The 15,851-nt window shown below is 75.1% G+C and carries 10 protein-coding genes; 6 read left to right on the top strand and 4 right to left on the bottom strand.

The features are described from left to right. Positions 1-190: 190 nt before the first annotated feature. The 4 genes from ABZ621_RS15985 to ABZ621_RS15970 all read left to right on the top strand — a co-directional run bounded on the left by ABZ621_RS15985 (position 191) and on the right by ABZ621_RS15970 (position 7,809). Positions 191-4,000, top strand: a complete 3,810-nt coding sequence (locus ABZ621_RS15985) for a S8 family serine peptidase (RefSeq protein WP_360604748.1) — start codon at positions 191-193, stop codon at positions 3,998-4,000. A gap of 123 nt (positions 4,001-4,123) precedes the next feature. Beyond that, positions 4,124-5,551: a protein phosphatase 2C domain-containing protein gene (locus ABZ621_RS15980; protein WP_360604746.1), complete on the top strand. Its 1,428-nt coding sequence runs from the start codon at positions 4,124-4,126 to the stop codon at positions 5,549-5,551. A gap of 27 nt (positions 5,552-5,578) precedes the next feature. Continuing rightward, the gene (locus ABZ621_RS15975) at positions 5,579-7,321 is read left to right on the top strand and encodes a pyruvate dehydrogenase (RefSeq protein WP_360604744.1); all 1,743 of its coding nucleotides are present in this window, start codon (positions 5,579-5,581) and stop codon (positions 7,319-7,321) included. Between the two features lie 83 nt (positions 7,322-7,404). Beyond that, positions 7,405-7,809 carry an ATP-binding protein gene (locus ABZ621_RS15970; protein ID WP_360604742.1) on the top strand — a complete coding sequence of 135 codons (405 nt, stop codon included), beginning with the start codon at positions 7,405-7,407 and terminating at the stop codon, positions 7,807-7,809. Positions 7,810-7,866: 57 nt separating this feature from the next. Here ABZ621_RS15970 and ABZ621_RS15965 read toward each other — a convergent pair whose 3' ends face one another. Together ABZ621_RS15965 and ABZ621_RS15960 are read right to left on the bottom strand one after the other, a co-directional pair. Next, positions 7,867-8,967: a DUF2637 domain-containing protein gene (locus ABZ621_RS15965; RefSeq protein ID WP_360604740.1), complete on the bottom strand. Its 1,101-nt coding sequence runs from the start codon at positions 8,965-8,967 to the stop codon at positions 7,867-7,869. A 195-nt stretch (positions 8,968-9,162) separates the two neighbouring features. Next, the gene (locus tag ABZ621_RS15960; protein WP_360604738.1) at positions 9,163-10,032 is read right to left on the bottom strand and encodes a (2Fe-2S)-binding protein; all 870 of its coding nucleotides are present in this window, start codon (positions 10,030-10,032) and stop codon (positions 9,163-9,165) included. Positions 10,033-10,271: 239 nt separating this feature from the next. Here ABZ621_RS15960 and ABZ621_RS15955 point away from each other — a divergent pair, with 239 nt between their 5' ends. Both ABZ621_RS15955 and ABZ621_RS15950 read left to right on the top strand, forming a co-directional pair. Further along, positions 10,272-11,033, top strand: coding sequence for a GntR family transcriptional regulator (locus ABZ621_RS15955; protein WP_360604736.1), 762 nt, complete (start codon positions 10,272-10,274; stop codon positions 11,031-11,033). A gap of 141 nt (positions 11,034-11,174) precedes the next feature. Further along, positions 11,175-12,797, top strand: a complete 1,623-nt coding sequence (locus ABZ621_RS15950) for a hypothetical protein (protein WP_360604734.1) — start codon at positions 11,175-11,177, stop codon at positions 12,795-12,797. A gap of 7 nt (positions 12,798-12,804) precedes the next feature. Here ABZ621_RS15950 and ABZ621_RS15945 read toward each other — a convergent pair whose 3' ends face one another. After that, positions 12,805-13,593, bottom strand: coding sequence for a hypothetical protein (locus tag ABZ621_RS15945; protein ID WP_360604732.1), 789 nt, complete (start codon positions 13,591-13,593; stop codon positions 12,805-12,807). A 311-nt stretch (positions 13,594-13,904) separates the two neighbouring features. Beyond that, positions 13,905-15,599 (bottom strand): PucR family transcriptional regulator ligand-binding domain-containing protein, encoded by a 1,695-nt coding sequence (locus ABZ621_RS15940; RefSeq protein WP_360604730.1) that lies wholly within the window; start codon positions 15,597-15,599, stop codon positions 13,905-13,907. Positions 15,600-15,851 lie beyond the last annotated feature (252 nt).

Here is a 15,851-nt window from a genome sequence, read left to right as displayed (position 1 = left end):
CGTTCCGCGCGTGTTCTCCGGAGGCATTCGTTCCGTTGGTGACCTGGCGGGAATCGGCCACGGCGTATTCCCGCCGCGCCCATCATCCCTGTACCGCCCTCACCTCTGCCAATGTGGCGCCACCGCAGCACCAACCGCCTCCGGATTCGGGTGACTTGCGCCTGTTGTCCGGATTCTGATGGGGAGAGCGATGCGCCCGATTTCGCGTACGGCCCTGGGGGCGGCGACCGCCGCCGTCCTGGCGGTCACCGCGGCCCTGCCGTCCGTCGCGGCCCAGCCGCCGGCCGCGGGCCCCGCCGACCGCGCGCCGGTCGGCAGCGAGGCCCAGGCCCGCACCGGCGAGCGAAGCGAGATGGGGGTCCCCCCGGCCGAAGGCTGGGGGAAGCCCGCGACGGTGACCCTGGTCACCGGCGACCGCGTCCTGGTCGGCGGGGACGAGCGGGGCAACCCCGCCGCCACCGTGCTGCCCCGCGAGGACGGCACCGTGCCGCTGGTCCAGACCCGCCGCTCCGGCCAGGACCTCTACGTCTACCCCGAGGACGCCACCGACGCGCTCGCCGCCGACCGGGTCGACGAGGAGCTCTTCAACGTCACCGGCCTGGTCCGCCAGGGCTACGACGACGCCTCCACCACCACCCTGCCGCTGATCGCCGTCTACGGCTCCGGCGCCACCGCCCGCACCGCCCCGGCCGCCCCGCGCGGCGCCCGCAACGGCCAGGTCCTCAGGACCATCGGCGGCGTCGCCCTCCAGGCCGACAAGAAGCAGGCCGCCGCCTTCTGGTCCGAGGTCTCCGCGCCCGCCGCCCGCTCCTCCGCCGCGGCCATCGAGAAGCTCTGGCTCGACCGCAAGGTCGAGGCCACCCTGGAGCGCTCCACCCGGCAGGTGCACGCCCCCGAGGCGTGGGCCGCCGGCTACGACGGCACCGGCACCAAGGTCGCCGTCCTCGACACCGGCGCCGACGCCGACCACCCCGACCTCAAGGGCCGGATCACGGCCTCGGAGAACTTCACCGACTCCGACAGCGCCGACGACCGGCAGGGCCACGGCACCCACACCCTCTCCACCGTCGGAGGCTCCGGCGCCGCCAGTGGCGGCAAGAAGAAGGGCGTCGCCCCCGGCGCCGCGCTCCTCAACGGCAAGGTCCTCAACGACGCTGGATCCGGCGCCACTTCGTGGATCATCGCCGGCATGGAGTGGGCCGTCGCCCAGGGCGCCGACGTCGTCTCCATGAGCCTCGGCAACCCCTCCGAGACCGACTGCGACGACCCGATGAGCGCCGCCGCCGAACAACTCGCCCAGAACGAGGGCACCTTGTTCGTCGTCGCGGCGGGCAACTCCGGGCCCTCCCTCAACTCCGTCTCCTCGCCCGGCTGCGCGCCCGGCGTCCTCACCGTCGGCGCCACCGACCGCGACGACTCCACCGCGTACTTCTCCAGCCGCAGCCCCGTGGCCAACGAGGCCCACACCCTCAAGCCGGAGATCGCCGCCCCCGGCGTCGGCATCTCCGCCGCCGCGGCCGGCGGCCGCGGCGTCTACGCGTACCAGGCGATGTCCGGTACGTCGATGGCCACCCCGCACGTCGCGGGCGCCGCCGCCATCCTGAAGCAGCGTCACCCCGACTGGACCGCCCAGCAGGTGAAGGCCGCCCTGGTGGCCGCCGCCGAGACGGACATCCCCGGCGACGTCCGCGAGACCGGCGGCGGCCGCCTCGACGTGAAGGCCGCGATCGACCAGACCGTCCTGTCCGCCCCCGCCGTCCAGGCCGGCACCTACCACTGGCCGCAGGACGGCAGCGACCGCACCACGGTCACCGTCCCCTACACCAACACCTCCGACGCCCCGGTCACCCTCGACCTCGCCGTCGAGAAGGTCACCGGCAACGACGGCTCCGCCGTCCGGTCCACCGTCGCCCGCCTCGGCAGGCGCACCGTCACCGTCCCCGCCGGAGCGACCGTCCGGGTCCCCCTGGCCGTCGACCCCACCGCCCGCCTGGAGCGCGCGCAGTACGGCGACGTCACCGGCAGGGTCGTCGCCACCGGCCGCGGCGGCGTCCACGTCTCCACCCCGTTCGCCCTGTACGTCGAACCCGAGACGGTCACCCTCCGCGTCAAGCTGATCGACCGCCTCGGCAAGCCCGCCGACGGCGCGTCCTCGCTCGACGTCATCGGCACCGACACCGCCACCGGCGAGCGCCGCTTCAACGAGGGCTCCGCCGACCAGGTCTACCGCCTGCGCCCCGGCGGCTACTTCCTCTCCTCCTACGTCACCACCCCCGACGCGGGCGAGGGCGCCACCCTGACCGACTCGCTCACCTACCTCGGCCGCCCGCAGCTGGAGCTGAGGAAGGACACCACCGTCGTCCTCGACGCCCGCGAGGCCGGGCGGCTCTCGGTCCGCACCGAGCGGCCGTCCGAGGTCCGCGGCGCCACCCTGGCCTTCGCCCGCTCCTGGGACGACACCTGGACCCACGCCGGCACCGCCGCGGGACCGCGCACCATCCGCGCCTACTACGCCTCCGTCGAGGGCGAGGCCCGCGACGGCTCCTTCGAGTCCGGCAGCTACTGGCGGGCCGCCGCCCCGCAGATCACCTCCCTGCGCACCGGCGACGGCCTGGAGCTCCACCCGGTCACCGGCTCCACCGGCTCCGACAACCTCGACGGCACCGGCTCCGCCCGGCTCGTCGACGCCGGCAGCGGCACCCCGGACGAGCTGAAGGCCGCCGGCGTCCAGGGCCGGCTCGCCCTGGTGAGGCTCCCCGACGCCACCACCAACGTCGCCGCCCTGGCCCGCGACGCCAAGGCCGCCGGCGCGATCGGCGTCGTCGCCCACCACGCGTCGAGCGCCCGCTGGTACCCGACCGGCGGCTTCACCGGCAACGGCCTGCCGGTCCTCGCGGTCCCGGCCGCCGAGGCCGCCGCGCTCCTCGGCAGGCTCGCCGCCGGCGAGGTCACCCTGGAGTGGAAGGCCGCGGCCAGGCCCGGGTACGTCTACAGCCTCGCCTACCCGGAGACCGGCGAGGTCGACGACGACCGGGTCTACCGTCCCCGTGACGCCCGCCTCGGCCGCTCGGACGCCACGTACGGCTCGGCCGGTGTCGCCGCGGACTTCATGAACTTCCCCGCCGCGTACCGCCCCAGCGGCCTCGCCGTCTCCTTCGCCGGCCTGGAGACCGTCCCCGCGCCCGGCAGCCGCACCGAGTACTACACGCCCGGCGACACCACCTGGCACCAGTACGTCGGCAGCAGCTTCCCCTTCGGCGAGCTGATGTCCGGCGACCGGCACGCGTACACCGCCGGCGAGCGGCGCACCGAGCAGTGGTACGGCGGCGTCCTCGCCCCCACCGCCCCGCGCGACGCCGACGGCGCCCCGGTCCTCGTCTCCGAGCGCCAGGGCAACCTCATCGACTTCGCCGCCGCGATGTGGGGCGACGGCACCCACCACGCCGAGCCCGGCTCCTTCGGCGACATCGGCAACCTGCGGCTGCGCCGCGACGGCGAGCTCATCGGTGAGAACGCCTGGCCGTTCGGCGTCTTCGAGGTGCCCGCCGAGCGGGGCGCGTACGAGCTGGAACAGAACACCATGAAGATCGGCAACCGGAACTGGGCCCGCTCCACGTCCGTGCGGTCGATCTGGAAATTCACCTCCCAGCTCGACGAGACGGTCTATTCTCAGGGCATCCCGATTCTCTTCCCCCGGTACGACCTGCCGGAGGACGGACTCAAGACCCTCGCGGCGACCGACGGCCAGCAGATCGGCCTCACCGCGACCGGGCACGCCGGCTACCAGCCGGCCGCTCTCACCTCGGCCAGGCTCTCGTACTCCTATGACGGCGGTACGACCTGGACCGAAGCACCGGTCTCCCAGCAGGACGGCACCTGGACCGCGACCGTGGACCACGCGGGCGCGACGGGCAAGCAGGTCACCCTGAGGACCGAACTGACGGACGCCCACGGCAACTCCGTCACCCAGACCGTGGTCCGCGCTTACGACGTGCGCTGACCACGCCGGTCCGCCGGACGTCCTTCCCGTGGGGGGTGGGGTCGTCCGGCGGACCACCCATTCGCAGCAACGGTTTTCCTCGTGTCCCGTTTTCCCGGGCCGCCCGCGGTGGACAATAAGGGCATGACTCAGCAGGGGGACAACTGGTGGGACGCGCTCTACGAGGACGCGGCGGAGGAGCTCACGCCGACGCCCTCGCCCGACTCACTGGACGCCCACTTCACGTCCGCCACCCAGGCCACGCAGGACACCCGGGGCCCCCGGACCGCCACCCCGCCGGCGCCGCCCGTGCCGCCTCCGGCACCCGCGCCGCCGGCGCCGTCCGTGCTCGGGCCCGCGCCCTGGGAGGCGCCGGTCACGGGACCCCGGACCTTCCCGGCGGCGGCACCGGTCGCCGTGGAACCCGAGCCCGTACCCGTACCCGTACGTGAGCCCGATCCCGGCCCCGATCCCGACCCCGGGCCCGGTACCGACGCGGACGCCACCGTCCTGGTCGAGCTGCCCGCCGCCGGGCACGAGCCGACCGTCCAGGTGCCCCTGCCCCCGCCCGTGCCCCGGCCCCGCACCGGCTTCCTGGGCAGCCGGCCGCCCACGTACGAGGCCGAACCCACCGCCCTGCCCGCCGCGCGCCCCGGCGAACTCGCCGACCTGGTCGCCGACACCGTCCTCGACGGCGCCCGCTACGGCACCGCGACCCTCCGCGCCGCCTCCGTCCGCGGCGACTCCGCCCGCTACCGCGGCGAACCCCGCCGGGACGCCCTCCTCACCGCCCGCTTCGGCCACGACGAGACCGCCCTCGTCCTCGTCGCCGTCGCCGCCGGCTCCCGCGCCGCCGACGAGGCGCACCTCGCCGCCGCCGACGCCTGCCGCTGGATCGGCGAGGCCGTCGGCCGCAGCCACGCCCGGCTCTCCGAGGACATCCGCTCCGGCCGCCGCGGCGACCTCAAGTCGGGGCTCCAGCGGCTCACCGACCGCACCTACGGCCGGCTGCGGACCCGCGCCGCCGAGCGGGGCCTGGCCCCCGAGGCGTACACCGCCACCCTGCGCTGTCTGCTCATCCCCGCCGACCCCGACTGCCGCACCCGGGTCTTCTTCGGCATCGGCGGCGGCGGACTCTTCCGGCTCCGCGACGGTGCCTGGCAGGACATCGAGCCGCTCCTCCCCGACCCGGCCGCCGTGGTCGGCGCGCCGGTCGTGAGCTTCGGTTCGACGCCGCCGCACGGGACGCCCGAGGCGACCGAGGAGGGCGACCGGCTCACCATGGACCTCGGCATCACCACCGCCCCCGGGCCGCTCGTCGAGGAGCCCGTCCCGCCGCCCGCCGAACCGTTCCGCTTCCGCGCCTCGGTGGCCCGGCCCGGCGACACCCTCCTCCTCGCCTCGCCCGGCCTCGCCGAGCCGATGCGCGGCGAGCCCGCCCTCGCCCACGAGCTGGCGGCCCGCTGGGCCGGTGCCGAACCGCCCGGCCTCGCCGCCTTCCTCGCCGACACCCAGCTGAGGGTGACGGGGTACGCCGATGACCGTACGGGGGCCGCCGTCTGGGAGGCGTGAGGCGCCGGGCCGTGTGTTGATGGACCCATGGCCAAACAGAACGTAGCGGAGCAATTCGTCGACATCCTCGTCAGCGCCGGCGTGCAGCGCCTCTACGGAGTGGTCGGCGACAGTCTCAACCCGGTCGTCGACGCCATCCGGCGCAACCCCGCCATCGACTGGATCCAGGTGCGCCACGAGGAGACCGCCGCCTTCGCCGCGGGCGCCGAGGCCCAGATCACCGGCCGCCTCGCCGCCTGCGCCGGCTCCTGCGGCCCGGGCAACCTCCACCTCATCAACGGCCTGTACGACGCCCACCGCTCGATGGCCCCCGTCCTCGCCCTCGCCTCCCACATCCCCTCCAGCGAGATCGGGCTCGGCTACTTCCAGGAGACCCATCCCGACCAGCTGTTCCGCGAGTGCAGCCACTACAGCGAACTCATCTCCAGCCCGCGGCAGATGCCCCGGCTGCTGCACACCGCCGTGCAGCACGCCGTCGGCCGCGGCGGCGTCTCGGTGGTCGCGCTCCCCGGGGACATCGCCGACGAGCCCGCCCCCGAGAAGGCCGCCGGCTCCGCCCTCGTCACCTCCCGCCCCACCGTCCGCCCCGGGGACTCCGAGATCGACGCCCTGGTCCGGATGATCGACGCGGCCGAACGGGTGACGCTGTTCTGCGGCAGCGGCACCGCCGGCGCCCACCCCGAGGTCATGCAGTTCGCCGAGCGGCTCAAGGCCCCCGTCGGCCACGCCCTGCGGGGCAAGGAGTGGATCCAGTACGACAACCCCTTCGACGTCGGCATGAGCGGCCTGCTGGGCTACGGCGCCGCCTACGAGGCCACCCACGAGTGCGACCTGCTGATCCTGCTCGGCACCGACTTCCCGTACAACGCCTTCCTCCCCGACGACGTCCGGATCGTGCAGGTCGACGTCCGCCCCGAACACCTCGGCCGCCGCTCCCGGCTCGACCTCGCCGTCTGGGGAGACGTCCGCGAGACGCTGCGCTGCGTCACGCCCCGGATCCGGCAGCGGACCGACCGCCGCTTCCTCGACAGGATGCTGAAGAAGCACGCCGACGCCCTGGAGGGCGTGGTCAAGGCGTACACGCGCAAGGTCGAGAAGCACACCCCGATCCACCCCGAGTACGTGGCCTCCGTCCTCGACGAACTCGCCGACGACGACGCGGTCTTCACGGTCGACACCGGCATGTGCAACGTGTGGGCGGCCCGGTACCTCACCCCCAACGGGCGCCGCCGGATCATCGGTTCCTTCAGCCACGGCTCCATGGCCAACGCCCTCCCGCAGGCGATCGGCGCCCAGTTCACCGACCGGGGACGGCAGGTCGTCTCGCTCTCGGGCGACGGCGGCTTCTCCATGCTCATGGGTGACTTCCTCACCCTCGTGCAGTACGAACTCCCGGTGAAGATCGTGCTGTTCGACAACTCCTCGCTCGGCATGGTCGAACTGGAGATGCTGGTCGCCGGGCTCCCCTCGTACGGCACGGGCAACAAGAACCCCGACTTCGCCGCCGTCGCCCGGGCCGCCGGCGCCTACGGCGTACGCGTCGAGAAGCCCAAGCACCTGGCCGGGGCCCTCAAGGACGCCTTCAAGCACAAGGGCCCCGCCCTCGTCGACGTCGTCACCGACCCCAACGCCCTCTCCATCCCCCCGAAGATCAGCGCCGAGATGGTGACGGGCTTCGCCCTCTCCGCCAGCAAGATCGTCCTCGACGGGGGAGTGGGCCGGATGCTCCAGATGGCGCGATCCAATCTGCGCAACGTGCCCCGCCCCTGAGGGCACGGAACGCGGCGCATGCGGACCGGCTCGCGGGGCAGGCTCTCCCGTGAGCCTGTTCGACGCGATCGTGGGTGGGGGCTATGGCCGGGAAGGCACGACAGCCGACTCAACTGCTGAGAAAGGTGGGAGGGGCGGACCTGACGGCGGTGCCGGAGGTGCGCCACGCGTTACGGGAACTCCTCGGCAGCTGGGGCGGACCGGACACCGGGGCCGTCGCCGAGCTGCTCACCAGCGAACTGGTCACCAACGCGCTGGTCCACACCGCCTATGGCGCGGTCGTCACCGCGACCGTCGATCCCGGCCAGCTCCGGGTCGAGGTCCGCGACTTCGAGCCCGGTCTCACCGCCCCGCCCGTACCGCCCGCCGACGACGGTACGAGCGGCCGGGGGCTCTTCCTGGTGCGGGAGCTCGCCGACTCCTGGGGGATCGAGGAGCGCGCCACGGGGAAGGTCGTCTGGTTCGAACTGAACGGCGGGGCCGCCTGAGGGGCGGCCCCGCCGTGGGGGTGTGTCACGGTCCTGCCGTGGGGTGGAGCGGGCCCGTCAGCCGAGCAGGCGCTCCATCTCGGAGATCTTCGCCTCCAGGGAGTCGAGTCGGGGCAGGGCCTGGGTGTCGTCCTCGGCGGTGAGGTCCACCGTCCGCGACTCCCGCTTCTCACTTTCCCTGACGGCTTGCAGGGAGGGCCGGGGCCGAAGGGGCAGTTGTCCCGGGTCCGCTATGGCGGGTTCCGCGACGGCCGCCGTCACCGACGCCGTCGCGGAACCCGGCCCGGACCCGGGGGCCTGGCCCCCGCCGGTCCCGGAGGCGGCGGTCAGCGCCGCCACCTCCACCTGGCGCCCGCCGCCCCGGCCGAAGGCGCGGTGCTGACGGTTGAGCGCCTTGATCTGCGCCCGGTCGAGCTTGGCCTGCTCGCGCCGGCGGATCCTGTTCTGCTCCTTCTCGCGCCGGTCCTCCCGGACCTCGTCCACGGCCTCGTCCAGGGTCCGTACGCCTTCCAGGAGCATCAGCGACCAGGCGGCGAAGGTCTCCCGGGGAGCCCTTATCCACCGCACGATCCGAATCTGCGGCAGCGGGCGGGGCACCAGGCCCTGCTCGCGCAGCGCCGCCCGGCGGGTCTGCTTCAGCGCCCGGTCGAAGAGGACCGCCGCCGACAGGGACATCCCCGCGAAGAACTGCGGGGCCCCGTCGTGGCCCAGGCCGCGCGGCGCGTGCACCCAGTTGAACCAGGCGGCCGCGCCCGCGAAGAGCCAGACCAGGAGGCGCGAGCCGAGGGCCGCGTCGCCGTGGCTGGCCTCGCGGACGGCGAGCACCGAGCAGAACATGGCGGCGCCGTCGAGGCCGAAGGGGACCAGGTACTCCCAGCCGCCCGTCAGGTTGAGGTTCTGCCGGCCGAAGCCGACGAGCCCGTGGAAGGAGAGCGCCGCCGCGACGGCGGCGCAGCAGAACAGCAGCCCGTACGAGGCGAAGCCGTACACGGCTTCCTTGCGTCTGCGCCGCTCCTCGCTGCGTTCCCAGGAGTCCTCGGCCGCGGCCTGGTCACCGGCGCGCTTCCCGCGCGCGAGCACCGCCACCGCCGTCAGGACTCCGGCGACCATCACGCCGCCCGGAAGCAGCCAGTCCAGCGATATGTCGGTCAGTCTCATGCGGTGTCCCTCGCATCGCAGTAGGGCGTTTGGCCGCCCATACTGTCCGACCGATCAAGGGACGTACGGGGTTTCGGGGCAAGAGCACGCCAACGAGGGCCGAGGGCATACGAATAGGTACCTTCTGGTCGAACACACCGCCGTGTATGCGGAATTGAGTTCGATTCACGCCACCCGTTCGGGTGGCGTATTCCTTCAGGCGGTCGCGGCGAGCCGCCGCACCCGGTCCGCGTCGCAGGTACGCGGGCAGGTGAGACAGGTGTCCTCGGGGCGCAGGGTGTAGAAGAAGCAGCAGGTGGCCCGGTCCCGGGTGGCGCGCGGGGCGCCGTCCGGCCCCTCGCTCCCGGGCAGCGTCCGGAAGCCGGCCCCGCCCGCGTACGGCTTCTCCGGCCGGCCGGTGCTCCCCGGCAGCAGCAGCTCCAGTTCGGCCATCGCCCGCTCCTCCTCGCCGAGGAGGGCGCCGACGTACCAGAGGCTCTCGACGATCTCGTCCGTCACCATCCCCCACAGGGCGCGGCGGCCGCGCCGCATCCGGGGGCCGAAGCCGCCGAGGAGGGCTTCGAAGTGCTCGGCGAGCGAGGCGCGGACCTCCGCGCGCAGGGCGTCCTCGTCCGCGACCACGCGGGCGCCGGGGAGGGCGGCGGCCGGGTCGCCGGGGAGGCAGGCGAACTCCTCGACGCGGACCGCCATCCGGCCGCGGGTCCGCTGGAAGGAGACCGCCGTCACCGGGAGGCGGGGGACCCGGCGGTGCAGGAACCAGGGGACCGTGACCAGGAGGCAGGCGGGCCAGCCGTACCGGTGGAGGCCGAAGCTCGCGACGACGTCGGGGCGGGCCTGCTGCCCGTAGTCACGCAGGACCTGCGCGTTGTCCCAGGCGAGGAAGGCGTCCAGGGCGGGCCCGCCGGCCGCGAGCTCCTCCGCGAGGACCCAGCCGGCGCCGCGCGGCAGCCGTTCGTTCTCGGTCGTCTCCTCTATCCGCAGGCCGGAGAAGACCTCGGCGAGCCGGGCGTACGAGGCCGCGACGGACGAGGCGAGGGGGGAGGGCAGCAGAGCGGGGACGGTCATGCGGACCACCGAATCGCGATCGTTGGCAGGTTAGCCTTACCTTACCCGAATCGGCATCCCGTCTCACCACCGCCCGGCCCCCTCCCCCCTGCGCCTCGTGGGCGCGGTCCCACGGAACGGTCCGTTCGCCTATGGTGCACAGGGGACCCGGGCCGCGCGAGCCGGGCCCGGCACGAGGCCGCAGGAGGACCCGGGTGGAGCAGGGCGCAGCACGCGAGCGGGCGACCGAGGGAGCGTCCGTGCGATTCGGCGACCCCGCGACCGGCCCGCACCCCTCCCGGCCGGACGCCGCGGCCGACGGTTCCGCGCGCGTCCCCGAGCAGGCCCGCGGCGAGCACACCCACGGCGAGTCCCCCCTCTCCGGGGACGGTCCGCGCGCCGTGCGGCGGCACTCCGTCCGGGGCCAGATCCTCGACGCCCTGCGCACCGCCCTCGTCTCCGGCGAGCTGCGGCCCGGCGATGTGTACTCCGCCCCCGCCCTCGGCGAGCGCTTCGGCGTCTCCGCGACCCCCGTCCGCGAGGCGATGCAGCGCCTCGCCGTCGAGGGCGCCGTCGAGGTCGTGCCCAACCGCGGCTTCCTCGTCGTCGTCCGCACCGCCCGCGAGCTGGCCGAGCTGGCGGAGGTACGCGCCCTGATCGAGGTGCCGGTCATGCTGCGGCTCGCCCGCACCGTCCCGGCCGCCCGCTGGGCCGAGCTCCGGCCCTTCGCGGAGGCGACCGGCGCCGCAGCCGCCCGCGGCGACCGCGCGCACTACGCCGAGACCGACCGCGCCTTCCACCGCGCGGTCCTCTCCCTCGCCGGCAACGAACAGCTCCTCGTCATCGCCGACGACCTCCACCGCCGCTCCCAGTGGCCCCTCCTCAGCGCCCCCGTCCCGCGCCACGCGGACCTGGTCGCCGACGCCGCCGAGCACGCCGCCCTCCTCGACGCCCTCGCCGCCCAGGACCTCCCCGTCGTGGAGTCCCTGGTCCGCGAACACTTCGCGGGCGCGAACGGCTGATCACCGCCGGGAGGCCCGGGCCGCCGGGACGCCCGGTCCACCCCCGGGAGGCCGGTCCCCGACGGGGCGGCCTCCCAGGGGCCCGGGCCCACTAAGGTCGAAGGCGACAGCCGTTCGTACCGCGCGCTCGTGAGGTGTCCCATGCCGTCCGCGACCCCGTCCCCCGCGGACGGACGCCGGCCCTCCCCGAAGACCTCGGCGTCGCTCACCGGTACGGGGCCCGAGGCCGCCGCCCTCCTCGGCTGGCTCACCGATCCCGACGCGCCCCGGCTCTGCCTGGTCACCGGCGCCCCGGGCAGCGGGAAGAGCGCCCTCCTCGGCCGGCTGGCCGTCCACGGGACCCGGGCCCGGCGGGGCCGGGGCAAGGCCAGGGCCGAGCGGGTGCTCGTGCCGCTCGCCGGGCAGAGCGCCCTCGGCGTGGCCTGGACGCTCGCCGACCGGCTCGGCGTGGTGGCCCGCACCCCCGCCGACCTCGTGCACGCCCTCGCCACCAGCGAGGCCCGCCGCACCGGCAGGGCCGTGCTGCTCCTCACCGACCTGCACGCCGCCGCCGAACCGGACGCCGTCGCCGAGCTGCTCGGCGGCCTCGCCGAGGTCGGGCGGATCCGGCTCGTCGTGGAGGCCCGCACCGGCACCCGCGTCCCCCGGGCCGCCCGCACCACCGTCGTCGACCTCGACGGGGACACGGACCCCGGGCCGCCGCCGGCCCCGGCGCCCTTCCCCGAGCTCCCCGACCTCTCGGACCCGGTCGCCGTCTGCGCCGCCGACCCCCTCCTCGTCACCACCGGCTACGCGACCGCCTCCCCCGACGACCACGGCGGGCTGCGCGACGCCTGGCTGCGGGCCGGACAGGCGCTCTGCGCGGCGGACGGACCGGCCGGCCGCGCCCTGGTGCTGCTCACCGCGCTCGGCGACGGCGCCGACCCCCGGCTGCGGCCCGCGCTCGCCGAACAGGCGGCCCCGTCGCCCTGGCGGCTGCGCTGGGCCCGGCACCGGGGGGACGTCTCCCCGCCGTGGCCGGGACCCGTCGCGGTGCTCGGCGCGACCGCCGGCGGCCCCTCGGCCGAGCTGCTCCTGGTGGGCGACCACACCGGGACGGTCCGGCTGCTGCGGGAGGCCGACGCCTCCGGCGCGGGGCGGCTCGCCCACCGGGTCCAGGGCCGGATCACCGCCCTCGCGCCCACCGCCGACGGGACGGTGCTGCTGCTCGACGAGCGCGGCCGGCTGCACGCCGTGCGGGGCACCGCGCCCCGCCCGCCCTATCTGGAGCGGCTCACCGAGGCCGTCTCCACCACCCTGTCCCGGCACCCGGGCACCGCGCTGGCCGCCATCGCGGGCTCGGTGGTGGTGGGGGACCGGCTCGGCTCGGTGCACGCCTTCGGCGTCAACGGCCTCCACCAGGCCGCCTCGCACAGCGGCCGCGTCACCGCCGTCACCGCCGTCGAGTCCGCGACCCCGTTCGTCTGCTCGGGCGGCGCCGACGGCACCGTACGGCTCTGGACGCCGGGCCGGGCGCCGGTCCCCGAGCCGCTGGCGGAGCACCGGTCGCCGGTGGTCGCCCTGCACGCCGCCCCCGCCCCCGGCGGGCCGCTCGTCGCGGCCGCCTGGGCCGACGGCCGGGTCGAGCTGATCGCGCCGGAGGGCGGCCGGCGCAGGGCCTTCCGGCCGGGACCCGCGGTCCGCGCCGTCGCCGTGACGGCGACCGGGGCGCTCGTCGTCGGCACCGAGGAGAGCCTCGTCTGCCTGGAGCCCCAGGAGGGGTGACGGAGCGTCACATGGCCGTGCGGGGCGTCAGCTGCGACGCCAGCCAGGTCGGTACGCCCCCGAGGAGGCGGAAGAGCCGCCGGGCCTCGGCGCGCAGCCGGCCGGCCTCCGCTTCGGTCTCGGTGTCGGCCAGGGCGGTCAGGGCCGGAGCCGTACCCACCAGATAGCCCAACTCCTCGCGGATCCGCAGCGATTCGGCGAAGCCGTGCCGGGCCTCCGCCAACTCGCCCTCCCTTAACGCCAGTCCGGCGAGATGGCGCCAGGTGGAGGAGAGCAGCAGCGAGTCGCCCTGCGCGGTGGCGCCGGCGTGCGCGCGGCGGTACGCGGCCCTGGCCGCCTGCGGGGAGTCGCCGAGGTTCTGGGCGATCAGCCCGCGCCGGTAGTCCAGGAGCGGGCGGCCCGGCTCGGAGGGGGCGATCAGGGCCGCCGCCCGGCCCAGCGCCATCCGGGCCTCGTCGGCGCGGTCCCGGACGCCCAACAGGGTGGAGGCGTAGGCGAGATAGCCGCGCTCGCAGGCCGCGGCGCCGCGCTCCTCGTCGCTGCTCGCGACCGCCTCGGCGGCGCGCAGGGCCTCCTCCGCCTCGGCCCAGCCCTGTTCGGTGTAGAGGCAGCGCTCGATCAGCAGCGCCGCCCGTTCGAGCGCGGCGGCCGGCTCGTGGGCGCGGGGGACGAGCAGCGCCGCCGCGTCGGTCCAGCAACCGCGGGAGCGGAGCCGCCATATGGCGGTCTCCACAGGAGTCTCCTTGCCGTAGGCGAGGGACGGGTTTCCGCCGCCCCCTGATTCGGAACCAGACATGGCGGTGTCCGCCACATTGCCCTCCCCGAGCGCGCCATCGAGCTGTTGAGTAGGACGGCATCTCAGCACGAACGGACGTACCCGGCCAAGGGGTCGGGTGAAAAAATTCACAAAGGCGGCGGGGTGTACGGACGCCCCGCCGGGGCAGGGCCCGGCGGGGCGTGAGGGGCGCGTGACCCCTGATCACGGCGGTGATCAGGGAGGGCGGGGGTGCGAGGGGTCCGGCCGAGGGGGCGCGCCGGAGGGTCCTCCCTCACTCCTCCGGACTCAACCGAAGGAGTGAAATCCGGATCCGCGCGGGGCAGACTCCGTCAACTCATCCGCAGGGCCAGGAAGAAATCGAGCTTGTCTTCGAGCCGGGACAGGTCGCGGCCGGTCAGCTGCTCGATCCGGCCGACCCGGTAACGCAGCGTGTTCACGTGGAGGTGCAGCCGGGTCGCGCAGCGCGTCCAGGAGCCGTCGCAGTCCAGGAAGGCCTCCAGGGTCGGGATCAGCTCCGCCCGGTGGCGCCGGTCGTAGTCCCGCAGCGGGTCCAGGAGCCGGGCCGTGAAGGCGCGCCGCACGTCGTCCGGGACGAAGGGCAGCAGCAGCACGTGCGAGGCCAGCTCGTGGTGGCCGGCCGCGCAGACCCGGCCGGGGCGGGCGGCGGCCACCCGGCGGGCGTGCCGGGCCTCCTCCAGGGCGCCCCGCAGCCCCTCCGCCGAGTGCACGGCGGCGCTGACGCCCAGGGTGAGCCGCCCGTCGTCGGCGAGGCCGGACGAGAGCGGAGCCCGTACCGCCGCGAGGAGGGCGTCCGCGTGCAGGCCCAGAGCGGCCGACGGGCCGTCGTCCTCGCTCTCCGGCAGCGGGCCCGCGGCCAGCGGCACGAGCGCGATGGCCTCGTCGCCGGTGTGGGCCACGGCGATCCGGTCGGCGGACTCGGCGCCCACGGTCGCCGGGTCGACCAGGATCTCCTCCAGGAGCGCCTGGGTGACCGGTCCCGGCTCCACCGGGGCCTGGCCGCCCTCCTGCTCCCACTCGACGCGGGCCACGACGACCTGCCAGTGCGGGGCCGCGCCGAGGCCGGGCAGCAGCACCGGGGCGGCGACCCGCAGCCGGGCGGCGATCTCGGCGGGCGCGGCGCCCGACTGCACGAGCTCCAGGACCTCCTGGGCGAGTCGGCGGCGCACCGTGCGGGCCGCGTCGCGCCGGTCGCGCTCGACGGAGATCAGCTGGGTCACGCCCTGGAGCAGGTCGAGCCGGGCGGCCGGCCAGTCCCCGGCGTCGGCCTCCACGGCGAGCAGCCAGTCGGACAGCACCGTCTCGCGGACGTCCCGGGCACCGGGACCGGCGGCCCGGCCGGTGTTCCTGACCGGGAAGAGCGAGTACGGGGCGCCCTGGAGGGTCAGCCGGTGCGGGCCGCGCCGGCCGGTGCGGGTGGCGGCCAGGTGCTCGCCCGCGAGGGCGGCGGCGAGCGCCGGGTCCAGGGGCTCCCCGGCGCCGGCGATCTGCCGCCCGGTGGGGGAGAGGACCCAGGCGCGCAGGTCCAGGTCGGAGCCGAGGAGGTCGAGGACGGCCTCGGGGCCGCCGCCCGCCGGGCCGGAGGTCATCAGCCGCCGGTGCCGGTCCACGACGGCCGCCAGGTCGCCGGCCCGCTCGCCGGAGACCTGTCGAACGACATGCTCGGTGATCGTCGCGAACGCAACGGTTTCGTTGACCGCGAAGAGCGGAAGCCGGTGGCGGGAACACGCCTCCACGAGATCGTCGGGGATGTCGCCCAGCTCGGCCTCGCCGGCCGCGAGCGCGGAGACCCCGGCCTGGCTGAGGATCCGGACGAAGGGCTCGGCGTCGGCCGGCTCCCGCAGCCACGCCAGGCCGGTGAGGACCAGCTCGCCGCCGGAGAGGTACCGGCTGGGGTCCTTGAGGTCCGTGGTCATGACGCCACGGACGGAGCGGTCCAGCTCCTCCTCGCCGCCCAGCAGGCGCAGCCCGAGCGCGTCGTTCTCCAGCAGTGCGCGCAGCCGCATTCGTGTCGCCGCCGTTCCTTCGAGTGGTGATGTCGAGTGGGTGATCGGGTTGTCGGGTATTCGACGGTGGGGAGGGTGAGGGTGATGCCGCAGTTTCCAGGGGGAAACGGCGAGGTTTCCGTTCACCCTCTTTCGTTCGAATCTACAAGACGTACCAGGGCACCGGCCAACTCCTTCATGTTTTCGGTTACTGCACACGGGCCCGGCGGCCTTGTGTACTAGGCCACACACCGCGTGAACAGGACATGAACA

The organism is Streptomyces sp. NPDC007863 (assembly GCF_040633895.1).
Lineage (GTDB): Bacteria > Actinomycetota > Actinomycetes > Streptomycetales > Streptomycetaceae > Streptomyces.
Note: the sequence above shows the minus strand (reverse complement) of the source record. Positions and strands in the feature narration are given on the sequence as shown.